The 24,713-nt window shown below is 67.5% G+C and carries 23 protein-coding genes, 1 tRNA gene and 2 pseudogenes; 13 read left to right on the forward strand and 13 right to left on the reverse strand.

The genetic code is table 11. From position 1 onward, the window contains the following. Window positions 1–52: 52 nt before the first annotated feature. The 3 genes from H0B43_RS09570 (at window position 53) to H0B43_RS09580 (ending at window position 1,913) form a co-directional block, all read left to right on the forward strand. Complete coding sequence (locus H0B43_RS09570) at window positions 53–370, forward strand: helix-turn-helix transcriptional regulator (RefSeq protein WP_185728133.1); 318 nt, start codon at window positions 53–55, stop codon at window positions 368–370. Next, window positions 367–867, forward strand: a complete 501-nt coding sequence (locus tag H0B43_RS09575; RefSeq protein ID WP_185728132.1) for an SRPBCC family protein — start codon at window positions 367–369, stop codon at window positions 865–867. The genes H0B43_RS09570 and H0B43_RS09575 overlap by 4 nt, the downstream gene beginning before the upstream one ends. A 62-nt stretch (window positions 868–929) precedes the next feature. Beyond that, a complete protein-coding gene (locus H0B43_RS09580; RefSeq protein ID WP_185728131.1) occupies window positions 930–1,913 on the forward strand; it encodes a sigma-70 family RNA polymerase sigma factor in 984 nt (327 codons plus the stop codon). 3 nt (window positions 1,914–1,916) lie between these two features. Here the strand turns inward: H0B43_RS09580 and H0B43_RS40880 are convergent. Together H0B43_RS40880 and H0B43_RS42800 are read right to left on the reverse strand one after the other, a co-directional pair. Next, window positions 1,917–1,994: pseudogene (locus H0B43_RS40880) on the reverse strand (glyoxalase); the annotation flags it as partial. Between the two features lie 177 nt (window positions 1,995–2,171). After that, a pseudogene (locus H0B43_RS42800) lies at window positions 2,172–2,537 on the reverse strand (gamma-glutamyl-gamma-aminobutyrate hydrolase family protein); the annotation flags it as partial. 334 nt (window positions 2,538–2,871) lie between these two features. Here H0B43_RS42800 and H0B43_RS09590 point away from each other — a divergent pair. Continuing rightward, on the forward strand, window positions 2,872–4,266 hold the full coding sequence (locus tag H0B43_RS09590) for a wax ester/triacylglycerol synthase family O-acyltransferase (RefSeq protein WP_185728130.1): 1,395 nt from the start codon (window positions 2,872–2,874) through the stop codon (window positions 4,264–4,266). 2 nt (window positions 4,267–4,268) lie between these two features. Here H0B43_RS09590 and H0B43_RS09595 read toward each other — a convergent pair whose 3' ends face one another. Next, window positions 4,269–4,565 carry a SelT/SelW/SelH family protein gene (locus tag H0B43_RS09595; protein WP_185728129.1) on the reverse strand — a complete coding sequence of 99 codons (297 nt, stop codon included), beginning with the start codon at window positions 4,563–4,565 and terminating at the stop codon, window positions 4,269–4,271. Window positions 4,566–4,703: 138 nt separating this feature from the next. Between H0B43_RS09595 and H0B43_RS42470 the strand changes: the two genes are divergently transcribed. Next, window positions 4,704–4,829: a hypothetical protein gene (locus tag H0B43_RS42470; protein WP_005257351.1), complete on the forward strand. Its 126-nt coding sequence runs from the start codon at window positions 4,704–4,706 to the stop codon at window positions 4,827–4,829. A gap of 40 nt (window positions 4,830–4,869) precedes the next feature. Here H0B43_RS42470 and H0B43_RS09600 read toward each other — a convergent pair whose 3' ends face one another. Next, a complete protein-coding gene (locus tag H0B43_RS09600) occupies window positions 4,870–5,643 on the reverse strand; it encodes a S9 family peptidase (protein WP_185728128.1) in 774 nt (257 codons plus the stop codon). A 108-nt stretch (window positions 5,644–5,751) separates the two neighbouring features. On the opposite strand from H0B43_RS09600, the gene H0B43_RS09605 reads away from it, so the two are divergent. The 5 genes from H0B43_RS09605 to H0B43_RS09625 all read left to right on the forward strand — a co-directional run bounded on the left by H0B43_RS09605 (window position 5,752) and on the right by H0B43_RS09625 (window position 11,887). Then, window positions 5,752–6,729, forward strand: coding sequence for an ABC transporter permease (locus H0B43_RS09605; protein ID WP_185728127.1), 978 nt, complete (start codon window positions 5,752–5,754; stop codon window positions 6,727–6,729). Further along, window positions 6,726–7,646 carry an ABC transporter permease gene (locus H0B43_RS09610; protein ID WP_185728126.1) on the forward strand — a complete coding sequence of 307 codons (921 nt, stop codon included), beginning with the start codon at window positions 6,726–6,728 and terminating at the stop codon, window positions 7,644–7,646. The genes H0B43_RS09605 and H0B43_RS09610 overlap by 4 nt, the downstream gene beginning before the upstream one ends. Continuing rightward, entirely contained in the window at window positions 7,643–9,499 is a 1,857-nt protein-coding gene (locus H0B43_RS09615; protein ID WP_185728125.1) for an ABC transporter ATP-binding protein, read from the forward strand. Before H0B43_RS09610 ends, H0B43_RS09615 begins: the two co-directional genes overlap by 4 nt. Before the next feature lie 47 nt (window positions 9,500–9,546). Then, window positions 9,547–11,235 carry an ABC transporter family substrate-binding protein gene (locus tag H0B43_RS09620; RefSeq protein WP_185728124.1) on the forward strand — a complete coding sequence of 563 codons (1,689 nt, stop codon included), beginning with the start codon at window positions 9,547–9,549 and terminating at the stop codon, window positions 11,233–11,235. A 64-nt stretch (window positions 11,236–11,299) separates the two neighbouring features. After that, a complete protein-coding gene (locus tag H0B43_RS09625) occupies window positions 11,300–11,887 on the forward strand; it encodes a hypothetical protein (RefSeq protein ID WP_185730041.1) in 588 nt (195 codons plus the stop codon). Window positions 11,888–11,890: 3 nt separating this feature from the next. On the opposite strand, the gene H0B43_RS09630 is transcribed toward H0B43_RS09625, so the two are convergent. The 7 genes from H0B43_RS09630 to H0B43_RS09660 all read right to left on the reverse strand — a co-directional run bounded on the left by H0B43_RS09630 (window position 11,891) and on the right by H0B43_RS09660 (window position 21,386). Continuing rightward, the gene (locus H0B43_RS09630; protein WP_185728123.1) at window positions 11,891–12,259 is read right to left on the reverse strand and encodes a hypothetical protein; all 369 of its coding nucleotides are present in this window, start codon (window positions 12,257–12,259) and stop codon (window positions 11,891–11,893) included. A gap of 116 nt (window positions 12,260–12,375) precedes the next feature. Next, on the reverse strand, window positions 12,376–13,644 hold the full coding sequence (locus tag H0B43_RS09635) for a zinc metalloprotease (protein ID WP_185728122.1): 1,269 nt from the start codon (window positions 13,642–13,644) through the stop codon (window positions 12,376–12,378). A gap of 23 nt (window positions 13,645–13,667) precedes the next feature. Then, window positions 13,668–15,605 (reverse strand): DNA/RNA non-specific endonuclease, encoded by a 1,938-nt coding sequence (locus H0B43_RS09640; RefSeq protein WP_185728121.1) that lies wholly within the window; start codon window positions 15,603–15,605, stop codon window positions 13,668–13,670. Between the two features lie 82 nt (window positions 15,606–15,687). Next, the gene (locus tag H0B43_RS09645) at window positions 15,688–18,648 is read right to left on the reverse strand and encodes a CHAT domain-containing protein (RefSeq protein WP_185728120.1); all 2,961 of its coding nucleotides are present in this window, start codon (window positions 18,646–18,648) and stop codon (window positions 15,688–15,690) included. A gap of 14 nt (window positions 18,649–18,662) precedes the next feature. Beyond that, window positions 18,663–20,063: a lipase/acyltransferase domain-containing protein gene (locus H0B43_RS09650; RefSeq protein ID WP_185728119.1), complete on the reverse strand. Its 1,401-nt coding sequence runs from the start codon at window positions 20,061–20,063 to the stop codon at window positions 18,663–18,665. A 123-nt stretch (window positions 20,064–20,186) separates the two neighbouring features. Then, window positions 20,187–20,756 carry a dCTP deaminase gene (dcd, locus tag H0B43_RS09655; RefSeq protein ID WP_185728118.1) on the reverse strand — a complete coding sequence of 190 codons (570 nt, stop codon included), beginning with the start codon at window positions 20,754–20,756 and terminating at the stop codon, window positions 20,187–20,189. Window positions 20,757–20,765: 9 nt separating this feature from the next. After that, the gene (locus H0B43_RS09660; protein ID WP_185728117.1) at window positions 20,766–21,386 is read right to left on the reverse strand and encodes a TetR/AcrR family transcriptional regulator; all 621 of its coding nucleotides are present in this window, start codon (window positions 21,384–21,386) and stop codon (window positions 20,766–20,768) included. Window positions 21,387–21,480: 94 nt separating this feature from the next. On the opposite strand from H0B43_RS09660, the gene H0B43_RS09665 reads away from it, so the two are divergent. The 3 genes from H0B43_RS09665 to H0B43_RS09675 all read left to right on the forward strand — a co-directional run bounded on the left by H0B43_RS09665 (window position 21,481) and on the right by H0B43_RS09675 (window position 22,799). Continuing rightward, window positions 21,481–22,305, forward strand: a complete 825-nt coding sequence (locus tag H0B43_RS09665) for an oxygenase MpaB family protein (protein WP_185728116.1) — start codon at window positions 21,481–21,483, stop codon at window positions 22,303–22,305. 96 nt (window positions 22,306–22,401) lie between these two features. Beyond that, window positions 22,402–22,475 (forward strand) — tRNA-Gly (locus H0B43_RS09670). Window positions 22,476–22,541: 66 nt separating this feature from the next. Beyond that, window positions 22,542–22,799 carry a hypothetical protein gene (locus H0B43_RS09675; protein ID WP_185728115.1) on the forward strand — a complete coding sequence of 86 codons (258 nt, stop codon included), beginning with the start codon at window positions 22,542–22,544 and terminating at the stop codon, window positions 22,797–22,799. Window positions 22,800–22,993: 194 nt separating this feature from the next. Here the strand turns inward: H0B43_RS09675 and H0B43_RS09680 are convergent, their stop codons facing one another. Continuing rightward, complete coding sequence (locus H0B43_RS09680) at window positions 22,994–23,641, reverse strand: PAS and ANTAR domain-containing protein (RefSeq protein ID WP_185728114.1); 648 nt, start codon at window positions 23,639–23,641, stop codon at window positions 22,994–22,996. 771 nt (window positions 23,642–24,412) lie between these two features. After that, complete coding sequence (locus H0B43_RS09685; protein WP_185728113.1) at window positions 24,413–24,661, reverse strand: hypothetical protein; 249 nt, start codon at window positions 24,659–24,661, stop codon at window positions 24,413–24,415. Window positions 24,662–24,713 lie beyond the last annotated feature (52 nt).

Below are 24,713 nucleotides of genomic sequence, written 5' to 3' on the forward strand. Positions count from 1 at the left end.
CAAGTACTCACAGGCGTTGACATGTGACTAAATGGTCACCTATTCTCGGTTCATGGACGACGATCACGTCTTCAAGGCGCTGGCAGATCCCACCCGCCGCCTGATTCTCGACCGATTGTTCGCCCACGATGGTCAGACGCTCACCGAACTCGAATCGCAGGTCGCGATGACGCGATTCGGGGTCATGAAACATCTGCGCGTACTCGAAGACGCGGGGCTCGTCGTCACGCGCCGCTCCGGCCGGGAGAAGTTGCACTATCTCAACCCCGTGCCGATACAGCTGATCCACAACCGGTGGATCGACAAGTACACCGAGCGTCACACCTCGGCGCTCGCTCAGCTGAAATCCGAACTGGAGGAAGAGAAATGACAACCGCCGACGCAATCCAGATCTACGCCGTGTACATCAAGGCGACACCGGAGGCGATCTGGGACGCCATCACCAAACCCGAGTGGTCGCAGCAGTACGGGTACGGCGGCCTGGTCGATTACGACCTCCGGTCGGGCGGCGCCTTCCGCGCCCACGCCGACGAGGCGATGAAGGCATACCCGGGTGTGCCCGACGTGATCATCGACGGCGAGGTGATCGAATCCGATCCGCCGAAGAAGCTGGTCCAGACGTGGCGGATGCTGATGGACGCCGACAACGTGGAGGGATTCACCACCCTCACCTACGAGATCGCGCAGTCGAGCAGGCCGGGTGTCGCGAAACTGACTGTCACCCACGACCTCACCAACGCACCGGGTGTGGCCGAGCTGGTGGCGGGCAGGAGGGAGTCCGAGGGTGCGGGCGGTGGCTGGAACGAGGTGCTCAGCGGACTGAAGTCGCTGCTCGAGACGGGGCGGCCGATGGTCGACTGGGGCTGAGAGCCCCGGGCCGGCGGGCGCGAGGACCGACATCTGTCGGAGTGCCGCAGTAAGCTCCAACCATGACGGCTGCGCAGTCGCTCGACGATGATTTCCTCGCACTCGCCGACCCTTACCGGCGCGAGTTGCTCGCCCACTGTTACCGCATGATGGGGTCACTGCACGACGCCGAGGACCAGATGCAGGAGACCTTCATCCGGGCATGGCGCGGATACGAGGGGTATCAGCAGCAGGCGTCGCTGCGGACGTGGCTGTACAAGATCGCCACCAACACGTGCCTCACGGCGTTGCAGAGCAAATCGAAGCGTCCGCTGCCCAGCGGACTGGGCGCTCCCGACTCCGACCCCACCGCCGACCTCGTCGAACGACACGAGGTGCCGTGGCTCGGACCGCTCCCCAACCGGCTCATCGACGACGACGCGAGCGATCCCGCCACCGTCGTGACGTCGCGCGAATCGGTGCGCCTGGCGTTCATCGCCGCTCTTCAGCATCTTCCCGCACGTCAGCGCGCCGTCCTCGTCCTGCGCGACGTGCTGCAGTGGAAGGCGTCGGAGGTCGCGACGGCTCTCGGCACCACCACGACGGCGGTCAACAGCCTGCTGCAGCGGGCGCGCGCGCAGCTCGAGTTGGCCACGCCGACCGCCGACACCCTGGTGGAACCGGAGTCCCGGGAGGAGCGCGAACTCCTCGACCGGTACGTCGCCGCGTTCGAGGACTACGACATCGACGCGATCGTCGAACTGTTCACCAAGGACGCCGTGTGGGAGATGCCGCCGTTCGACGGCTGGTACCGCGGAGGCCCCTCGATCGGCACCCTGATCACCGGAAACTGTCCAGCCAAGGGCCCGGGCGACATGCGCCTGGTGCCCACGGCAGCCAACGGGCAGCCGGCGCTCGGCCTGTACATGCGCGGCGAGGACGACGTCCACCGGCCGTTCCAGGTCCACGTGCTGGACGTGACGGCCGACGGGGTCTCGCACGTCGTCTGCTTCTTCGACGTCGATCTGTTCGAGAAGTTCGGACTGCCGGAGACCCCGCCTGCCTGATCCTTACGCCGGGACTGCGCTGGGATCCATCCGCGTGACCTTCCAGACGTGCGCGTCCAGGTCGCGGAACGCGCGCCCGTAGAACTGCGTGGTCGCGTCGAGGTTCTCGGGCCGTACGGTCTGCGACCGATCGCGAACGCCTGATTCTCGTAGAGGCGGCTGCTCGCCAACCGGACCGCGTCGCCCGGGAAGGTCGAAGGTGTCGCCGTACCAGTGGACGACTGGCACCTCCGCGCCGACGGCACCGCACACGGGGTCGCGAGTTCCGTCGTCGGACACCGTCACCGTCCCGGCACCGTTATCCGGTCCGCGGCGGATCGCGCTGCCGAACGAGGCCGCGAGAAGTTGCGCGCCGAGACAGATCCCGAGCATGGGGAGCCCGGCGTCCACAATCTTTTTGATGAAGTTTCGCTCTCGCGGAAGTTGCGGGTGGGTAACGTCATCGAGTGCGCCCATCGGACCGCCCATCACCACGAGGCTGCCGATGTCGTGAACGGCCGGCAGTTCGGAAGCTCGGTACATGGGGTACTCGGTGTAGCGAAATCCTCGCTCCGCCAGCAAAGTACCGACGAGCGCCGGTCCTTCGGACGACACGTGCGTGACAACCGGCCACGGCTTGTTCATGCCACAATTCCTACCGAGTAGGGACTTTCGGCCCTAGGCAGGTTCGGAAACTCGAATTCCGCACTGAGTGCACAAAATTGGGATGTTCACACGGAGTTCACTTCGGCTGTACATCGCACGAATGACAGCCGTAAAACTGGACGCTTGTCTAGTGGCATGCCTCACCCAAAACCTGTAAAAATACGACGTCACGCTTTCGTGACCAGTCCCATATCGAATAGTTATCCGGTGGTAGTCCCTGACAAACGGAACGTCACCATTTCCCGTTACCTCAGACCACAGACGAGCCTCCCCGCGATCCGGAGAGACGTCTACGGGATGGAAAGGGCCACAGATGCCGCTACCCATGTCCCCCCTCGACTCGATGTTCCTTCTCGGCGAGTCCCGCGAGCACCCGATGCACGTCGGTGGGGTGGAGATCTTCCAGCTTCCCGAAGGCGCCGATACGTACGACATGCGCGCGATGCTCGACCGCGCGCTCGCGGACGGCGACGGCATCGTCACGCCGCGGCTCGCCAAGCGCGCCCGTCGGTCCTTCTCCTCGCTCGGCCAGTGGAGTTGGGAGACCGTGGACGACATCGACCTCGGTCACCACATCCGGCACGACGCGCTCCCCGCACCCGGGGGCGAGGCCGAGTTGATGGCACTGTGCTCACGGTTGCACGGATCGCTCCTCGACCGCAGCCGCCCGCTGTGGGAGATGCACCTGATCGAGGGACTGAGCGACGGCCGGTTCGCCGTCTACACCAAGATCCACCACGCGGTCGCCGACGGCGTCACCGCCATGAAGATGCTGCGCAACGCGCTCAGCGAGAACTCGGAGGACCGGGACGTGCCGGCTCCGTGGCAGCCGCGAGGCCCACGGCAGGAGCGGACGACGTCGTCGAAGGGGTTCAGCCTGTCGGGTCTGGCCGGTTCCACCCTCCGCACGGCCCGCGACACGGTCGGTGAGGTCGCCGGACTCGTTCCCGCGCTCGCCGGGACGGTGACCCGCGCCTTCCGCGACCAGGGTGGCCCGCTCGCCCTGTCCGCACCCAAGACCCCGTTCAACGTGCCGATCACCGGCGCCCGCCAGTTCGCGGCGCAGTCGTGGCCGCTCGAGCGTCTCCGGCTCGTCGCCAAGTTGTCCGACAGCACCATCAACGACGTCGTGCTCGCGATGTCCTCGGGAGCGCTCCGCAGCTACCTCGAGGATCAGAACGCCCTTCCCTCCGACCCCCTGATCGCGATGGTGCCGGTGTCGCTCAAGAGTCAGCGCGAGGCCGCGACCGGCAACAACATCGGCGTGCTGATGTGCAACCTCGGCACCCACTTGCGCGAACCGGCGGATCGCCTCGACACCATCCGGACGTCGATGCGTGAGGGCAAGGAGGCGTACGGCTCGATGACGGCCACGCAGATCCTCGCGATGAGCGCTCTCGGGGCGGCACCGATCGGCGCGAGCATGCTGTTCGGCCACAACTCGCGGGTGCGCCCGCCGTTCAACCTCATCATCTCGAACGTCCCGGGCCCCACCTCACCGCTGTACTGGAACGGCGCGCGGCTCGACGCCATCTATCCGCTGTCGGTGCCCGTCGACGGCCAGGGCCTCAACATCACGTGCACCAGTAACGACGACATCATCTCGTTCGGGGTCACCGGCTGCCGCAGCGCGGTGCCCGACCTGAAGTCGATCCCGGCCCGGCTCGGACACGAACTGCGGGCGCTGGAGCGGGCGGTCGGAATCTGACGTCAGGGGGTCTTACGGTCGCTGTGCCCGAGGTCGCGGTTGGGCGCGACGCGGTCGCGCACCAGTTGCTTGAGCACGGTGATGTCGGGGAAGCCGCCCTGCTCCTTGCGGTCCCAGATCAGCTCGTCGTCCACGGTGATCCGGAAGATGCCTCCGGTGCCGGGGACGAGCGCGACCTCGCCGAGTTCCTGCCCGAACGTGCCGAGTAGTTCCTGCGCCATCCACGCCGCGCGCAACAACCATTGGCACTGAGTGCAGTAGGTGATCGCGACCCGACCGTTGGCGCTGCTCGTCGTCATCGTGCCAGGTTAACCGAACGCGCTCCGCCGCTTGCTGTTCGAGTTGCACGCGCGACACCTGTTCGTCATGCGGACGTCAGGATCCTGGTGCAGACTGTCGATCGCCATGCTGTGCCCCCTCGAGGAAAGGAAGCCGCCATGTCCACCGCGCTCGAAGAATCGCGTCGCCACGCCATCGAACTGACCAACGAGAAGATCCAGGCCGTCAAGGACTTCTTCACCAACATCTTCCGCCTCGACACCACGCACCGGACCGAGGCCTGAGCCATCGGGGAGGCCTTCTGCTCGAAGGCCTCCCCCGGGTTCAGCGGAGGGCACCGAAGAAGTCCACGACTTCCGCGGTCCGGAAATGGTCTTCGGAGACGTGTGCGCCGCTCACCTCGACGAGCTCGACGGAGACCGAGTCGCGGCGCAGCCTCTCGACCCACGGTCCCGTGACACCGGCGATGTTCGCCACCTCGTCCTCCCGCGACGCGTACACCCGAATCGGCACCCCGGCATAGTCTCCCGGGTGATGACGTACGGCGTCCCAGCCCGCGGTCCTCGGTTCGAGGTCGTGACCGTCGGCCGCCAGCCCGAACGCGTCCCGCACGGTGTCGCGTCCGTGTTCGCCCCGCTCCCACACCGTGCGCAACGACAGCGACGGGGCGACGAGCACCACTCCGTCCCACGCGACCTCCCGTAGACGCACGGCGTTGGCGGCGGCGTTGCCGCCCATCGATTCTCCGATCAGGAATCGGCGCGTCACCGGCCACCCGTGCGAGACCCACCGGTCCAACGCGACGACGTCGTCCTGCGCGCGCCGGTTTCCCCACAGGTCGCCGTGCAGGTAGGGCGCGGCGACGACGTAGCCGGCGTCGATCAGTCCGTCCCGCAGACCGAACCGGTCGTCGATCGACCGCTCGTCACCCGTGCGGCCGTGCAGGTAGTACACGACAGCCGACGGCGGCGCCCCGCGCGGCACCGCCACCAGGGCCGGGTCGCCCGTGTGAGGGACCGTCACCGCGTATTCGTCGTACCGCGTGAGCTGCGCCGTGCGGCGCACCGGCGGGTCGCCGGGTTCGTCACGAACGGTCACTCCGCCACGCTAACAAGCGGGCCCGGCACCGGTTTCGCCGAGTCGAGCAGAACCCCGCGGGCACGCTCATATACTTCGTAGCGTGAGCCCTACCTGCGAGGGGTATCGATGGTCGGCTTCCTGCTACGACGAGCGCTCAACTACCTTGTGCTGTTGCTGCTGGCCTCCTTCCTGACGTTCAGCCTCGCCTCACTCACGTTCCGTCCGCTCGACAGCCTGGAGCAGCGCAACCCCCGGCCCCCGCAGTCGGTGATCGACGCGAAGGCCGACGAACTGAATCTGGACGAGCCGATTCCGGTGCGATACGCGAGTTGGCTCCGCGGCGTCGTCCACGGCGATTTCGGCACCACCATCACCGGACAGCCGGTGTCGGACGAACTGGGGCGCCGGATCCTGGTGAGCCTGCGGCTTCTGATCCTCGGTTCCGTGATCGGCGCCGTGCTGGGGGTGCTGATCGGCGCCGCCGGCGCGATCCGGCAGTACAAGTTCAGCGACTACTTCAGTACCGTCGTGTCGCTGCTGATTCTCAGTGCGCCCGTCTTCCTCGTCGCCACCCTCCTGAAATACGGTGCTCTGCAGATCAACTCGGCTGCCGGTAGTCAGATCTTCCTGTATACCGGTGAATCGTCGGCCAGCACGATCACCGGCTTCTGGCCGCAACTGGTCGACCGGCTACAGCATCTGGTGCTGCCGACCATCGCGCTGGCGTTGGGCAGCATCGCCGGTTACAGCCGGTATCAACGCAACGCGATGCTCGACGTTCTGGGAAGCGACTTCATCCGGACCGCGCGGGCGAAGGGTCTGACCAGGCGGACGGCGCTGCTCAAGCACGGGCTGCGGACGGCGCTGATCCCGATGGCGACGCTGTTCGCCTACGGTTTCGGCGCACTGGTCGTCGGTGCCACGTTCACCGAGAAGATCTTCGGCTGGCATGGGATCGGCGAGTGGATCGTGATCGGCATCGACACCCAGGACACCAACATCGTCGTCGCGATCACCTCGTTCACCGGTCTGATCGTGCTGTTGTCGGGACTGCTGTCGGACGTGGTGTATGCGGCCCTCGACCCGCGGGTGCGTGTCGGATGACCGAGATCCAGATCGCGTCCACCGATGCGGCGGTGTCGGCCGTCGGTCGCCGGACCCTGCTGTGGCGGCGGTTCCTCCGCAACAAGCCCGCCATCGCCGGCGCCTGCGTGTTGCTGCTGCTGTTCGTGGGTAGTTTCGTCGGGCCGTATCTGCTGCCCTACGACTATCAGCAACTCGACTACACCGCGCTGCTGCAGCCGCCGAGTGCGCAGCATCCGTTCGGCACCAACCAGATCGGTCAGGACGTTCTCGCGCAGACGCTGCGGGGCCTGCAGAAGTCGCTGATCATCGGGGTCTGCGTCGCGATCTTCTCCACCGCGATCGCGGCGCTCGTCGGTGCGCTGGCGGGGTACGTCGGGGGCTGGCCGGATCGGGTGATCATGTGGCTGGTCGATCTGCTGCTCGTCGTCCCCAGCTTCATCATCATCGCGGTGTTCACGCCCCGGCTGAAGGCCGCGAGTTCGATCGTCCTGCTGATCCTGCTGCTCGCGGTGTTCGGATGGATGATCACAGCCCGGATGGTGCGGGGGATGACGCTGAGCCTGCGTGAGCGGGAATTCGTCCAGGCGGCCCGCTACATGGGGGCACCGACACACAAGATCATCACCAGCCACATCGTCCCGAACATCGCGTCCATTCTGATCATCGACGCGACGCTGAACGTCGGTGCCGCGATCCTCGCCGAGACGGGCCTGAGCTTCCTCGGATTCGGCGTCCAGAAACCCGACATCTCCCTCGGCTCCCTCATCGCCGACGGCACCGAATCCGCCCTCACCTACCCGTGGCTGTTCCTGTTCGCGGGCGGACTGCTGGTGCTCACCGTGCTGTCCGCGAACCTGGTGGGCGACGGTCTGCGCGACGCCGTCGACCCCACGTCGAAGCGCGCCCGCTCCCGCAGGAAGAAGGCGAAGCGGTGACGGGGGAACCGCTGCTCGAGATCGAGGACCTGCGGGTCAGCTTTCCCAGCGAGGAAGGCCGGATCGACGCGGTGCGCGGCGTCAGCTACGGCGTCTCCGACGGCGAGGTGCTCGCCATCGCCGGCGAATCGGGCTCGGGGAAATCGGTGGCGTCGCTGGCCGTGATGGGTCTGCTGCCCGAGCATGCGCGGGTCACCGGGTCCATCCGATTGCAGGGCCGCGAATTGCTGGGGTTGGGCGACCGGGAGCTGTCGGCGCTGCGCGGCAAGACGGTGAGCATGGTGTTTCAGGACCCGCTGTCCGCGCTGACGCCGGTGCACCGGGTGGGCGACCAGATCGCGGAGGCACTGCTCGTGCACGGCCGGGCGAGCAACAAGAAGGACGCGGCGCAGCGGGCGGTGGACCTGCTGGACCTCGTCGGGATACCCGATCCTGCGGCGCGCGCCAAGGCCTTTCCGCACGAGTTCTCCGGCGGCATGCGCCAGCGCGTGGTGATCGCCATCGCCATCGCCAACGACCCCGCGCTGATCATCTGCGACGAACCGACCACCGCACTGGACGTGACGGTGCAGGCGCAGATCCTGAACCTGTTGCGCAAAGCCCGCGACCTCACCGGCGCCGGCGTCGTGATGATCACCCACGACATGGGCATCGCCGCGACGCTCGCCGACCGCGTGGTGGTGATGTACGCGGGCCGGGTGGTGGAGTCCGCCCCGGTGCGGGACCTGTTCGCCGAACCCCGAATGCCCTACACCGCCGGGCTGCTCGTGTCGGTGCCCCGGATGGACGCGCCGATCCGGAGCCGCCTGGTCCCGATCGCCGGCGCACCGCCTGCGCTGCATGCGCTGCCACCGGGCTGCACGTTCGCGCCGCGCTGCCCCCTGGTCGTGGACGCCTGCCGGCTCGCCGAGCCCGATCTCGTCGCGACCGGGCCGGGCCATCGGGCGGCCTGCATCCGCGTCGACGAGGTGGCCACCGCCGACCTGTTCACCGCCTACCGCCGGAGCCAGCCCGACCCCGCCGCCGCAGGCCACCCGACGCCCGAGCACCGGGTGGTGCTGCGGGTGACGGACCTCGTCAAGACGTACCCGATCACCCGGGGTCTGGTGTTCCGCCGCACCCGAGGCGAGATCCGGGCGGTCGACGGCATCAGCTTCGACATCCGCGGCGGCCGCACGCTGGCGTTGGTCGGCGAATCCGGCTCCGGCAAATCGACCACGCTCACGCAGATCCTCGAACTGGCCGCACCGGAATCCGGTTCGATCGAGGTACTCGGTGCCGATGTCGCGGCGCTGAGCAAGCACCGGAAACGCGAGCTCCGCCGTAAGATGGCCATCGTCTTCCAGGATCCGACGGCGTCGCTGGACCCTCGGCTGCCGGTGTTCGACGTGCTCGCCGAACCGCTGCGGCTGGACGGGCGCGGACGCGACGAGATCGGGCGCCGGGTGCCGCAGTTACTCGACCTGGTCGGGTTGCGACGCGAGCACGCCGACCGGTATCCGGCCGATTTCTCGGGCGGTCAGAAGCAGCGGATCAGCATCGCGCGCGCACTCGCCCTCGATCCGGAACTGCTGATCCTCGACGAGCCGGTCTCGTCCCTGGACGTCTCGATCCAGGCCGGTGTGCTCAACCTCCTGCGCGACCTCCAGGAGCAGCGGGGCATGTCATACCTGTTTGTCTCCCACGACCTGTCGGTGGTCCGCAACATCGCCCACGACGTCGCGGTGATGTTCCAGGGCAGGATCGTCGAGTCTGGGCCTGCGGAGGCGATCTTCGCGGATCCGCAGCACGAGTACACCCGGGCACTGCTCGAGGCAATTCCCGTTCCGGATCCGACGTTTTTGGCACACTAGGGTTTTTGGCACACTAGGGTCAGCGAACGTCGAGGAGGGCCATTGCCATGAGGATTCGTTCGGTGCGCACCCGCCTCGCGGTTTCGGTCCTGGCCGTCGGCCTGATTCTCAGTGGCTGCGGAAGTTCGGACAACGGTGGTGTCGATGCCGGATCCGGGGCGATCGGCAGCACCAACGACATCAATCCGCACGATCCGAGCGAGATACGCGACGGCGGTAATCTGCGGTTGGCGTTGTCGTCGTTCCCCGCGAACTTCAACGCCCTGTCCAACGACGGCAACGATTCCGAGATCGCCGGCCTCCTGAAGCCGATGATGCCGCGGGCGTTCAGCACCGACGCGGCCGGAGCCCTGTCGGTGAACCACGACTACTTCACCGACGTCGCACTCACCGGCACCGACCCCCAGCAGGTCACGTACACGATCAACCCGAAGGCGGTGTGGTCGGACGGCTCCCCGATCACGTGGGTGGACATCCAGTCTCAGGCCGCGGCGCTGAACGGAACGAACAAGGAATTTCTGATCGCGAACACGTCCGGGTTCGAGCGGGTCGATCGGGTCGAGCGCGGCGTCGACGACCGGCAGGCGGTGATCACGTTCGCCGAGCCGTACGCCGAATGGCGGGGCCAGTTCGCGGGCAATTCGATGCTCTACCCGAAGTCGGTGACCGCAACCCCCGAGGCGTTCAATGTGAGTCTGCGCGACGAAATCCCCCTGACCTCGGGCCCGTTCCGCATCGAGTCGACCGACAAGGCGCAGAATCGGATCACGTTGGGCCGCAATCCCGCGTGGTGGGGTGACACACCCAAACTCGACACCATCACCTACAGCGTGCTCGACGACTCGGCCCGCATTCCGGCGTTGCAGAACAACGAGATCGACGCGTCGGGACTGGCCACGATCGACGAGGTGAAGACGGCGCAGGGCTCGGCAGGCATCGCGATCCGCCGGGCACCCGGAAACCAGTTCTCGCACATCACGTTCAACGGAGCTGAGGGCTCCATCCTCGCCGATCCGGAATTGCGGGTGGCAGTCTCGAAGGGCATCGACCGGCAGGGTATCGCGACCGCGATCCAGAACGGCCTGGTCGACGATCCCCAGCCGCTGAACAATCACGTGTATCTCGACGGTCAGCAGGGCTATCAGGACAACAGCGAATCGGTCGCCTACGACCCCGAGGAGGCCGCGCGGCGGCTCGACGAACTCGGGTGGACGCTCAACGGCGATTTCCGCGAGAAGGACGGGCGCAGGCTCGAGATCCGCGACGTGATGTACCAGTCGACCACTTGGGTCCAGATTGCGCAGATCGTGCAGCAGAACCTCGCACAGATCGGCGTGAAGCTGAACATCGACACCCGCGGCGGCAACGGATTCTTCACCGACGTCATCCAGCCCGGCGACTTCGACATCGCCCAATTCTCCTGGGTGGGTGATCCGTTCCCGCTCAGCGGCCTGCCCCAGATCTACGCGTACAACCCGGACGATCTGCAGGGCAACTACGGCCGGATCGGGTCGCCCGAGTTGAACGCGCTGATCGAGCGGACCATCTCGGAACTCGATCCGCAGAAGGCGATCGAACTGGCCAACGAGGTGGACACCGCGGTGTTCGAGGAGGGATTCTCGCTGCCGCTCGTGCAGGCACCGGGCAATGTCGCGGTGCGCGACAACCTGGCGAACTTCGGTGCGCCCGGTCTCGCGTCGTACGACTACACCACGATCGGGTTCCTGAATCAGTAATCCCGTGGCCGTGCGTTACCCCGTGGTCGCCGGCGTGTGCGCCGTGCTGGTGTGCGCTGCGTTCATGCCGTTCGCCGACGCCGACCAGCTCAGCGCACTGGTCGTCGTGGCGGCGACGGTGCTCGCCGTCACCGGCTACACCTGGTTCGCGGCCACCCGGACGGGATCGGAGCCGGGCCGTCCCGCCACCGTGCACCGGGTCCGCCAGCAGCACCGGCTCACCAGCAGGTCCTGGATCGAGATCGACGAGGAACCAGGACCGCGGTGGATACCCGTGTTCTTCGATCCGGCCCTGGTCACGATGCCTACGCCGACGACGGCAACCGTGCACGACGCCGGCAGGCGCAGCGTCGTGACCTGGAACGGGCGGCGACTCCTCCCCTCCGGCCGAGCGCGTCGTTCGGAGCCGGACGGCCGGCTGATCGACAACCCGTCGCGGCCGAACCCGGACGGTCCCGGGCGCGCCCGGATCGCCGCCCGGCCGGTGCGGCGAATCGTCCTCGACGCGCAGTTCGCGGTCGTGGCGCCGTTCGCCGGCGCACTGTGGGTGTACGGCGCGGGCGGCGGGTTCTCCGCCTTCGCCGGAGCGACGTGCGTGGCGGCGGTCGTCGCGGTGTGGTTCGCGGCGGTCCGGGGATCCGACCCCAGCTGACCGTCACGACATGGTGACGCCCGACGACACGAAGCACGGGAGCAGTCCGGCGACCTCACTGAGCACCGGCCCGAACCCGACGGCGGCCGGAACCGGGTCGTTGACGAACGCGACACCCCGGAACCCGGTGGTGAGGTTCGTGAACTGCACGACGGCGCCGTTCCACTGCGCGAGAGGCGCCGCGGTGGTGTACCGGATGCGGTCGGGTGCGACCCGCTCCGCGTTGAATGTCAGCCACGCGCCGGGGGCGCACGTCGACATCGAGCCGGGAACGAACGGTGCTGCGGAGACTGCCGAGGGCACTGCGAACGACAGTGCGCCGGCGACGGCGATCATTGCTCCCAGCCGACCCACCACTTGTCGAGTAGACATCGGAATTCCTTTCGGGGCGCGACAATCCGTCTCCCCGAGTACGGCGGAACCGCGTCACTGAGTGCGAATACCAGCTCCGAGAATTATATCTCCGCAGGTAGGTGCCACCGCTAGGGTCAGGACGCATCACCGAGGTCCAATTCCAGCCGGTCGCCATCGAACCGGACCACGCGAACGGTGCGCGATTCCCCCGACGCCGTGGTCACCTCGAGGGCCCCGTCGTCGTCCGCGGACACCCACGTGCCCTCTCGTGGTTCACCGGCGTCTCCCCGGCCGATCGCCCAGTCGACGAAGGAGCCGTCCGGCCGGAATTCGATACCGCCGCGGCCCCGTGCCCGCGGGAAGTCGAACCCCGCCGGCCGGTACACGCGGAGCCCGTCGTGGTCTTCCTCGAAGGAATGCCCCCAGCGGCCGGCGGCGCCCGCGGCAAGCACGGCGGACGATGCCGGACTCGCGGCCCGCCCGGTCCACAACTCTTTCCGGACCCCGTCGAGGCATGCACCCATCCGGGCGCCCTGCCCCTTGGTGAACATCACCATCCCGGCGTCGTCCGTGTAATCCATGTAGTCCATGAACAGGTCGCCGTGCGGCCCGTTTCCGCAGCTGACGTGAGGGAACCGCGGCATCCCGACGTTCTGTCCGCCCTGGTTGGGGGTGTCGGCCACCTCGTCGGAGCCCCGGCAGCCGGTGCCGTCGTCACCCCAGATGTGGAAGAGGTTCAGGTAGTGGCCGATCTCGTGGGTCACGGTGCGCCCGAGGTCGAACGGGGCCCGTGCGGTGCCCGTCGTCCCGAACGCGGTGTAGGTGATCACGACGCCGTCCGTGTCGACCGGGCCGCCCGGGAACTGCGCGTACCCGAGCAGTCCGCCGCCGAGCGCGCACACCCAGATGTTCAGATATCGCTGCGTCGGCCACGGATCGGCGCCGCCCCGGGCGGCGGACTTGACGCCGTCGTTCTGATCGAACGCGTCGACTTCGGTTGCGGTGCGGGTGATTCCGTGGGTGGGACGTCCGGCCGGGTCGGTGTCGGTGAGGAAGAACTCGACTGCCGCGTCACCGACCAGATGCGCGAAGACTTCCGGGACCGTGTCCACGTCGTCGTTGGCGGCGCGGAAGTCCTTGTTGAGCACCGCGATCTGGCTCTCGATCTGCGCGTCGGAAATGTTCTGTGCCGCGGTGTTCGACACGACGTGCACGACCACCGGAATCCGGGCCACCCCGCGGGCGGAGATCGACTGCAGCGATTCCAGTTCGATGGTCTGGTTCTCGATCTCCGACCGGGCGATCCGATACGACTCCGACTCGGTCAGCAGCCGGCGGTGCACGTCCATCGCGCCGCACGTGCGGCGAGTGGGGGGTTCGAACAGTGGTTCGGTGCTGCTCATGATGACGTGGGTCCTTTCCGGCGTCAGAGAACGAGGTCCTGGGGACGGACGAGTTCGCGGGGCAGGCTACTCGCCTCGATCCGTTCGAGTGGATCGGCCGCGACGTACGGGTCCAGGTCCAGACCGGTCAACTGGGCGATTCGCCGGACGGGAACCTGGAACGTGCGGTAGGCGCCGTAGGAGAACTCCTCCTCCCCCGCGGCGAACTCGTCGAGCAACGCGGCCTGACTGAGCAGATAGCCGGTGACCGACAGTGTGCCGTCCTGCTTCACCATGGCCACCGCCTTCCAGAATTGCCGCGGCAACAACACACCGCGGTACACCGGGTCGTCCGGCGCAAGCACGGGACCGGTGACGACGCTGACGGCGAGATCGGCGGTGTCCGCGTTCTTCAGGACGTAGTCCTCGAGCCCCAGCCACAGCGTCTGCCCGGCGTTGAAATTGTGGTGCTGCGGGGTGCAATTCGTGAAGTGGAACGTGTCGTCGTTCGCGGCCGTGGCGAGCGGGCCCCACGCCGGGTCGAGGCGGCGCACGAGGTGACCGCGGTCGAGGGGATTGTCCCGGTACACCTCCTCGCCGGTCTGCTGATCGGCCGGAAGCCGCGGGTCGAGAATCCACCGGTCGCTGTCGCGTCTCGGGCTCTGCGATTGGGTGCCGTCGATGTTCACGGCGGTGAACAGCGCGAGCGCCCGCTCACGGTGCATCACGACGCTGAAGTGGTGATACTTCAGCTCGGGCGACGCCACCGCCGGCACCCCGGGCCGCGGAAGCGGCAGCGGCAGCCGCAGGAAGTTCGCGTCGTACCCACCCCGGGTTCCGTAGTCCGGGTCGATCGAGATCGCCTCGGGCGCAGCAGGTTGCGCGGCGGCGACGGACTCGGTGGATCCGAGCCGCACCGTGATCTCGAGCGGCACCCGCACCGTCACTTCCCGGTCGCGTGCGACCTCCGGTGGGACGGTCGGTTCGGTCCGCTCGGCGGTACGGAGTTCGTCGACGAGTCCGCGCGAGTGTGGTGGCAGGTTCTGGGCCCGCACGAATTCGAGGATCCGGCTGATGCGCACCCCCTCGTTGAGGAACCCGCCGAACTCGGTGTGCTGCGGCGCCCGCACACTCGCGTGATGCAACGCGACCACCTCCCACTGGTCATTGAACACCGGTGATCCCGAGGATCCGGGTTCCGTGTCCGCCGAGTAGTGCAGGAACTTTTCCGGAATGTCGACGATGCGGTTCTCGCGCAGGGCGACCTGCTTCTTCTCGCCGCGGGGATGCTGGACGATGGTGACGAACTCACCGATGATGGCCTTGCCTTCCGCCTGGATCAGCGGGGTGAACCCGAACCGGGCGAGTGTCCCGGGCTCGGCATCGACCGCGACGAGGGCGAAGTCGCGTTCCCGGTCGGCGAGATAGAACCGGGCCGGGTCGAGGGGAAACATCTGCACGGGACGTGGGGTGCCGTCCACACCGTCCTGGTAGTCGAACTCGATGGCGCTGCTTCGGGCGGTGCCCGCGTCCGGCAGTACGTGATGGTTGGTCAGCAGCAGCGTCGGCGAGACGAGGAAACCTGTGCCGTACCCCTGCAGGACGCCGCGTGCGTCGCGGATGTTCACGCGTCCGACGGACCGGGCCGCGGCGACGCCGGCGTCGAGGTACCGGGCACCGACGAAATCCGCGGTGCCCACGATCTTCTCGAGCAGTTGATCCGGGATCGTGTCGGCCGCCCACTCCCCCGACGCGTAGTAGCGGCCGAGTCGGTCCACCCGTTTCGCGATCCGTTCGGGAGTGTCGGCCGCGGCGATGCCGCCGGGTCCGGTGAGCGCGTCCACGTGCTCGCCGCGCTCCGGTGCCCGTTCGCGGGCACGCAGTTCCGCGGCATCGCGCTGCCGTTGCCGTTCCGCCTCGAACGTTCCGGCGCGCATGTCGCGCTGCGACTGTCCGTCTCCGATGCTGTCGACGATGGTCATGACGCTGTCCTCACGTAGTCGGCCGCTGTGTGCTGTGGCAACGAGCCTCGTCGACGCGGGCGTCGCGGTCATGCGTAGTCGGCTACTCGTTTCTCGGGCCGGCGCCGTCATCGACGCATTCGTATTGCTCGACACCGTTGCGGACGACCCGCCGGATGCGGGTGCCGTCCGCGACGAGGTCGTCGAGGATCGGCACGGCCAGTTCCGGACGGATCGGGGTCTCCGCGAGGAGTTGCCCGAGTTCGAGCGCGTCCGATCCGATCGCGCCGACGATGACCGTGCGCCGTGCGCGGTCCAGTGCCGCGTCGACGTCGAGTTTCCGCGCGGTGTCACCGTGCCCCGCCGGTATCGGCGCCGCCGTCTCGACCAGCAGCTCCCGGACCTCACGCGCGGACAAATCGCGGTCGGTCGCCCACACCAGCATTGCCGCGACGGCCACATACAGCGCGGCGAACGTCGTGCCCTCCATCTCCGGTCGGTCGACCAGTCTCTCGCAGGTCGTCCCGGTGATCGTCCGGGGCGCGTAGACGTCGGGTTTGCCGACGTCGGCGAAGTACGGGGTTTCGTGGGTGAGTGTGCCGTCGTCCTCGATCGCGCCGACCGCGAACGCGTCCGCGGTCCAGGCGGGATAGGCGGACTCGTCGGAGTGATCGCCCGACGCGATCACGAGCCGGCCCTCGCCGACCAGGCGGGCGATCACCGCGTTCTGCTCGTCCGAGGGCACAGCGTTGCCGTAGTCGAACACCAGGATGTCGGCGTCGGCCGCGGCGGCGTCCTCCATCCACCGGCAGACGTCGCGCTCCGCGGGGACACCGTCCGCGAACACCAGCTCCTGTGGAAGCAGTTCGGCCAGAGCCGATTCCCCCTCGCCCGTCTCGCCGGCGACCACCCGTCCCGGAACCCCGTGCTCGATGGCGCACTGGGTGACCGCGACGGCGATCTCCTCGCGCCTACCGATCGTGAACGGGCCTGCCACCGCCAACCGCAACGCGCGCCGCACCGGAGCGGGTTCCGGCTCGGCCACCGCCGGTGCCGCGGTCCCGGCCCCGAAGAAGTCGGATCCCGTGTCCGGCTCCGGGGGTTTCGCGGTACCGACGCCGAGTTGCCGGACGAGGATCGGCAGATCCTGCGGTTCGAAGGTCCCGTTCTGGGAGGCGAGATCGGCCAACTGCTCCCACAGTTCCAGGTGCCGGACATCGGTGTAGAGCAGGGAGAGGTCCTTCTCCGGGTAACGGGTCAGAGCCGGCAGGTTGCGCCGGATCCATTGCCACACTTCCGGCCACGACAATGCGTCCAGACGGATCGTGCGTACCTCCGAGGGCCGGAGCGACGCCGTCAGTTCGACGAGGTCCCCGGTCGTTGCGACTGCCAGCCGCGCACACCCGCGACGCTCGGTCAGGAGGATCAGCGCGGTGAGCAGGTCCGCGGCACCCGGTGTGTCGGCGAGGAGCAGGTCGCCGTCGTCGATCACGATCGCGGCGGGGACTTCGGTGAGGTCGCCGAGCAGTCGCTCCCACCAGTCACCGGCGCTGAATCTGCCTTCGCGCACGGTGCGAACCCCCGCGTCGCGCATCAGTTCGGCGACCAGGTGGGCGAACTCGCGCATCGGATCGGGCTCCGCGAGAAGACGTTTGGCACTGATGAACAGAAGCGCGATTCGCGGGTCGAGTTCTTCGAGAATCCGGTCGAGGAGGGCCGTCTTCCCCGTGGACGGCATCCCGACGACGTGGAGCAGTCGCGCGGACGTCTGCCCCGACAGCACATCGACTCCTTCGCGCAGTTCCGCGAGCCGGGAGATGAAGCGGAGTTCGCCCTGACGGATCCCGAGTCGCAGTTCGATCCGGCGCGGGGCGGGCTCCGGCCGCGCCTTCGCCTCCGGGTCGATGATCGCGCCGGGCTCACTGCCGCCGACGAACAGGCACGGCACCGCCCAGTCGAGAAGGGGTTCGCCGCTGTTCTCGTCCCCGTTGACCGCCAGCCGTGCCAGCCGCAACGCCTCGGCCACGGGTTGGCCTGCGGTCAGCGCCTGGTAGAAGAACCGCGTCAGCAGCCGCTCCGTCCGGAACGGCAGCACTGCCTGCATCCCGATCACCATCGGGCAGGCGTCCCGCACGCAGACGTCCGCGGACGACAGCGGTCCCGGCCACGGGTCGTCGTCGACGACGCCCTCCGGCGCGCGCGCCGTCTCACAGCCCGCGAACACCGCCAACCGCAGGTCCGGCAGTTGCTGCAGCAGCAACGCGAATTCCTGGCTGGGCAGCAGCCTTCCGCGGCCGTTGCGGCGCTCCAGCTTGAGCCCGTCCGGATTGGCGTGACCGAGGTAGTGGAAGAGATGAAAACCGCGCCTTTGCATGGCCATTCGACTGCGGAGCCGTTCGACCGACGGACGGTCCTCGACCACCACCCGCAGCAGACCGCGGTCGATCAGCGGCTGCAGTTCCGACAACAGACTGCGTTTCTCGGCATACAGGTCGAACGGGGCCTCGGAGTCCTCGGGACCCGCCCGCAGGGGGCTCGACATCACCAGCAGAAGATTGAGCGGCGGCTCGATCGGTGCCTGCCGAATCGGGTAGGTGCGGGACCGCCCGGACCGCACCACGTGAACGTCGCGGGCCATGGCGAGGAACTTGTCGGGTCGCTGCGGATCGAGCAGCAGCTCCCACGGCCACGCGCACACGTCCTGCGGCGCGGCGAGGACGCGCAGCAGGAGCTGAGTTCCCGACGTCTGCGCGATCCCCCGGCTCTGCTGCAGCAGCGTGACGATCTCGGGGACCCCGAACACGAGGTCCGTCAACACCTTTCCGACGTCGAGCGCCGGGGAGGCCGCGTCGGTGCGCGCGTGCCGGACCGTGTCGGTCAGCCAGTCGGACGGCGCGTCGATCGACTGTCCGGTGACGTCGTTCGGCAATTTCCATTCCGGGATCGATCGCCGCACCGCGAACACCGAGCCCATCCGCGACTGCGCCGAGAGCCAGACGTGGTCGCCTGCCCGCAGCACGCTGATCTCCAGTTCCTCGAAACCGGGTACGGCCTGCGGTCTCATGTCTCCGCACTCCTCTAGACGTCGACCGACCGGGCGATCTCGTCGAGGTCGACCACACTCGCGACGTCCGTGACCGGGTGCACCCCCGGGGCGCGGACGGTGATCCGGTAGTCCTGGGCGGTGAGCCCGTCGAGACTGGTCTGCTGCCAGCCGTCGACCGTCGTCGACAGGTGGTGCTGCGTGCCGGGGCCGCCGGCGACGGGCTCGACCGTCGCGACGAGCCGCGCCCCCTCGGCGTCGGTGCGGGCGCGGATCACGAGTGGCTCGGCGGTCGTGACGTCGTCGACGTCCAACGCGACCGATTCGCTCACCGCCGGAAACACGTTCGGGGGCGCGAGCACTGCGGTCGTCAGGATGCCGCCGACGTGGTCGATCACCGGGTCGTCGTTCTGCAGGGAAGCGTGTTTCTGACTGAAGAAGGCGGCGTTCTTCCATCCTGTCATGAGTTCGTGCGGGATCGACGACAGTTTCGGCACGGTGCCGTCGCCGCCGCTCTCCCCCGGTCCGCGCACGGTCAGCGTCTCGACCCTGTTCCCGGCCAATCGGGCGGCCCACTTGGTGGGCTGGAAGTCGCCGATCACCGGGCGGATGTCGTAGCCGTCGTCTCCCGAGTTCAGCCGCTCGTCGATCGTCCCTCGCAGATCCCGCTGCAGGCGCACCGCCGCAGCCATCCGGTCGGCGTCGAGACCGGTCCCCGACCACTCGAGTTTGTCGTCGTCGAGCGCGAGCCACGCCCCGTCGTCGCCCGCCATGCACCGATACGACGGCAGCAACTGGTACGCGGAGGTGAACGAGCGGATCAGTGCGCCGAGGTCGACGGTGAACGGACCCCACCCCTTGCGGAACCCGTTGACCAGGAATTCGAGCGCGTTGACCGAGCCCGAGTACGGGGTGCCGAACGTGACGAGGGTACGGGTGTCGCGCCGGCCGTCCAGCAGTTCGAGGAAGAGGCGAGCGACGATCCCGCCCATCGAATGGCACACCAGGACAAGCTTCGCGTCCGCGTTGCCCGACTTCTCGCGCCACCGCGCCAGCCACTCGTGGGTCCGCCGGGCCAGGGCGCGTGCCGCCACCCGGTTGTCGCGTCGCCAATCGTAGGGAAACTCGAAATAGTTGTCGCCGGGAACCACCCCGAACCGCCGAATGACGTCGTCGCGGAACTTCGTGTACCCGTCGATCTTCCAGTCCAGCCCCGGGACGAGGTGAAAGTCGGGGACCAGCCGGGTGGCGACGACGCCGTCACCGAGGTCGTCGAGGTCCGGATCGTCCCCGTCGAGGCGCAGACGCTTGATGTTCCCACCCAGCGACAGCACGCCCGCCAGCGCGGCACCCGGCGTCGGCGCCCACACGTCCTTGCCGTCGCGGGCGAGGACCGACCCGCCGATGCCCGGCAACAACACGACTACGTCTTTCATGGCGGCCTCCGGGATCGAACGCCCAGGAGAGGGCGGCTTCGAATCCCAGTCTTCTCTTCCTCGCCGCAATACACACGAGTAGCGGACCACTCGGTTTGCACCGATGTGGCCGGCGGCGCGGGCTCAGCGCTGCGCGAAGTTGAGGTAGGCCTTCGACGGCGTCGGACCGCGCTGGCCCTGGTACTTGGACCCGACGGCCGAGCTGCCGTACGGGTGCTCCGCCGCGCTCGACAGCCGCAGCAGGCACAGCTGCCCGATCTTCATGCCCGGCCAGAGCGTGATGGGCAGGTTCGCGACATTGGAAAGCTCGAGGGTGATGTGCCCGTTGAAACCGGGGTCGATGAACCCGGCCGTCGAGTGCGTCAGCAGACCGAGGCGGCCCAGCGACGATTTGCCCTCGAGGCGTCCGGCCAGGTCGTCGGGCAGCGAACACACCTCCAGCGTGGAACCGAGAACGAACTCGCCGGGGTGCAGGACGAACGGCTCCCCCTCCGCCGGTTCGACCAGCGTCGTCAGCTCGTCCTGCCGCTGAGCTGGGTCGATGTGCGTGTAGCGGGTGTTGTTGAACACCCGGAACAGGCTGTCGAGGCGCACATCCACGCTCGAGGGCTGGACCATCGAATCGTCGAACGGGTCGATGCCCAGACGTCCAGAGGAAATTTCGGCACGGAGATCGCGATCGGAGAGGAGCACACGTAGAGGTTAACGGGTGTGGATGGCCATCGAGAGCAGCAGTTCCGTGCAGATGTCCACGAGCTCGTCCTCGGAGAGGGTGACGGTCCCGTTCAACCACGCCGTCAGGGTCTGTGCCAGGCCGCCGACCATGAAGTGCGCGGCCAGGTCGAGACGCGGGCTCTCCGCCACCTCGTAGTAGCCGACCGTCTGCTTCGTGACCAGGCCGGCGAACAGTCGCGAGCTGTCCAGGCGACGCTGCGCCAGTACCGCACTCGATTGCGCCACCGAGAACATCAGCCGGCCGTGCCGCGGATCCTCGGCGACTTCCCGCACGATGTTGCGGACCCCGGCGCGGACGATCTCACGCTCCCCCGGCCCGGCGTTCGTCACGGCGTCCAGGGTGCTGGTGGCGATGCGTTCCACGACGTGGTCGTAGACGGCAACGGTGAGCGCGTCGCGGTCGGGGAAGCTCTCGTAGAAGTAGCGGGTGGCGAGTCCGGCCTGCTTGCAGACTCCGCGCACGGTCAGGGCGTCGCCGTCCGCGCTGCCGAGCAGGTCGAGCCCGGCCTCGATGAGCTGGGCGCGGCGTTCCGATCGACGCTGGTCACCCTCTTGGCCGCCGTAAACCCTGTCCGACGCGGTTGCCATGGAAACATCTTCGCACTTGCCCCTGGACTCCTCACATATATGTGACTACGGTCGTATTCAGATAGGAAATTCACCGCTTGCGACAGGAGTGCACATGTCGACATCTCTCGAGGTGCCGGATCAACTCGAACTGGTCATGGACGGCGCCGGCCTGCTCGCCGGTGCAGCAAACGTGATCATGCAGCTCTCCCACCCCGCCGTCGGATACGGCGTCGTGGAAAGCCGCGTCGAAAGCGGACAGATCTTCCGTCACCCGATCAAACGAACCCGGACCACCCTCACCTACCTCGTCGTCGCCGCACGCGGCACCGAGGAAGAGAAGGCCCAGTTCCGCGAAGGCGTCAACCGCGTCCACGCCAAGGTGAATTCGGGGCCCGACAGCCCCGTGCAGTACAACGCGTTCGACCCCGAACTGCAGCTGTGGGTCGCCGCCTGCATCTACCACGGGTTCGAGGACGTCCACCGCGCCATGCACGGCGAACTCACCGCGACCGAGAGCGAATACTTCTACCAGCAGGGGGCCACGTTCGGCACCACCCTGCAGGTACCCAAGGAAATGTGGCCCGAGAACCGGGCCGCGTTCGACGAATACTGGGAGAAGTCGCTCGCCGACGTGTCGATCGACGACACCATTCGCGAGTACCTGCTGTCCGTCGCCAAGGTCGAGTTCATGCCCGCCGTCGTATCCCGCCTCTTCGGCCGCCTCAACCTTTTCTTCACCACCGGATTCCTCCCACCCCTGTTCCGCGACCAGATGCACCTCACCTGGACCGACAAGGATCAACGGCGCTTCGACCGGACGATGAGCACCATCGGCGCCGTCAGCCGACGCATCCCCGTCACCCTCCGCGAACTCCCCTACATCCTGCTCATGCGCGATCTGCGACGCAGAATGCGGACCGGCAAACCCCTCGTATGACACTCCGCGCGTGTGCCCGGGTAGTCCGGGTCACCATCTGATACTGTTTCCGCCGCAGGGTGTTGGGCCTGCCTACGGGCGCCCAATATCGTGCGCGCCGATGTAGTTCAATGGCAGAACATCAGCTTCCCAAGCTGAATACGCGGGTTCGATTCCCGTCATCGGCTCCAGCAAGAGACCCGGCCAGAGCGCTTCTGACCGGGTCTTGCGCGTTGTCGTCGTGGCCGGTACCTCGGGTGACCGAGGGAGACGACTATCAGGACTTTTCGAACTTCGATCAATTCCGGCGCGCTGGAACCGACGGCCACCACCCCTACGCGAACCGCATGTACGCCCTGCTCGAGTCGAACAACTTGTTGTCGATGAGCGTGGCTGTTGCCAGCTCCCGCGACATCGCCGTGTTGGGCGGCCTGGACTGGGTTGACTCTGCCGACCATTCCTGGGGGCGGGCGGTAATGAACACCACGTCGGCGGCAGCTCACTGGCACCCATGACCTGCATGTTTCTGCCGTGGACGAGTGGTTGACACACGCTGTCTGCGTGGCGCCCTGGAAGGGCGGACTGAGACTGTGGTTGTTTAGCGTCCGCACGGATGGGCAAGTCTGCCTCAAGATCGTTGTCGGTTGCCGGCGGCCGAGGCGATTCAGGTTCCGTGCGTTCAGTCCCAGCAGCGCGCGGAGCCGCCCCCCTACTGGTGGTTGTTGTGGTGCGTGGTGAGCAGCAGATGATCGAACCGGGTCCGGACCGCATCGGGCAGCAGGGTGGTCCCGGCGACGGTGGCGACCAGGTGTTCGGCGACGGTGCGCAGTTTGGTGTTGGTCTGCTGCGAACGCCAGGTGAGGATGTCGAAGGCACGATCGGCGGGAATGCCGTAGGCGAACATCAGCATCCCCTTGGCCTGCTCGATCACCGCCCGCGACTCCTCGAGTTCGGCGACGATCTCATCGGTCATGTCCCGACGATCCTGAGCCCGCAGATCGGTGACGTCGATGTAGAACCCGGACGTGCCGGCCACCTCACCGTCCTCGCCCAGCATCCGGTCCCCGACGACGATGACGTGATGCACCTGCTCGTCGGTGTCGAGTATGCGGTGCCGGCTGCTGAACGGTTGCCCGGCGGTGATCATCTTGTCGAAGATCGCGGCGACATGCGGATGATCGTCGGGATGTTTGTGCGAGAGCAACAGCTCGGTGGTCGGGGTGACCTGGCCGGGGGTGTAGCCGTGCATGGCGGCGACGGTGTCGGACCACTCCCAGCGGTGACCGTCGCGGAAGAACCGGAAACTGCCCACCCGCTGCGGGGCATCGGCCCCGACCCCCTCGTCGCGATCACTCACGCGATATACCTCCCGCCCAGCACATCCTGAACCCTTGCCACCGGCCTAGCTGCCGCACAGGCTCGGCGGACACCGGAATTTTGCCATACCCCCAGAACGGCCCCGTCGCATCCTCGAACGGGGTTGCCCGCGGTGTGCGGGCCGGCCCGACAAGGCTCTGCGGCACGGGTGTCCCGCCCCGCCCGACGTTCCTGCCGGCGCACAGGCCTCAGCCGCCGAACCTGCGGGTCACCCGCGAAACCCTTCGGTGACAAGGGGTCGATCACCGTGGGCTCGCGGGTGACGAGCGGCTCTCGGGTCGGGAGGGGGAGCCGGCGCGAGAGTCTGGCTGCCCGCGAGGCCGTCCCACCCGCGCGCAACGTTCGTGCTGGATACCCGACGCGGACGACTTCACTCCTCGCATCCCCACCAGTGGAATCCTCGCCTCAGCCGGCAGTGCCACCGAGCGGAGTCCCGATACCATCACACGAATGAAGGCGGAGGACTGCGACCCGCAGTTCACCGGGAACGGAAGAAGACCGTTCCGCCGTCCTCGCCGAAGAGTTCCTCACCGGGAACGCACGAGCTACCCGGCGCCATCCCCCGCGCCCCGGCACGCAGGAACCAGAGCCGCCCACCGAAGCGCAGCGCTAAGGGTCGGCGAACTCCCGCTATGTGTAACGCGTACCGGCCATCCGGCGGTGTCACTACTGCCCCACCGGTGGGTCAGTCGTGTTTCGCACCGGTGGGGCCTTCGCCCGGATCCGATCTATTCACCACGATGAACGGGATTCAGCGGGACCCGGGATCGACGGTCACATCGTCGGTGTCCGCGAAGATCAGCCGCCCGTCGTCGAGTGCGACCGCCCACCGATGCGCCGGCGCCCACTCGTGCCCACGACCACCGGATTCGGTCAGCGACCCGTAGTCCTCGACGACCTCCCCGATCACGTCGGCTCCCGCGTGCCGGCGGACAAGCACCCGGGCACCGATCGTCAACTCGGGACCGGACACCCGCCTGGTACCGCTTCTGTGGGCCATCGCTGCACCTCTTCGTTCGGCGAACTCCCCGGAAGTGGAGCATAAACATCTC

The organism is Rhodococcus sp. 4CII, assembly GCF_014256275.1.
Taxonomy (GTDB): Bacteria; Actinomycetota; Actinomycetes; order Mycobacteriales; family Mycobacteriaceae; genus Rhodococcus_F; species Rhodococcus_F wratislaviensis_A.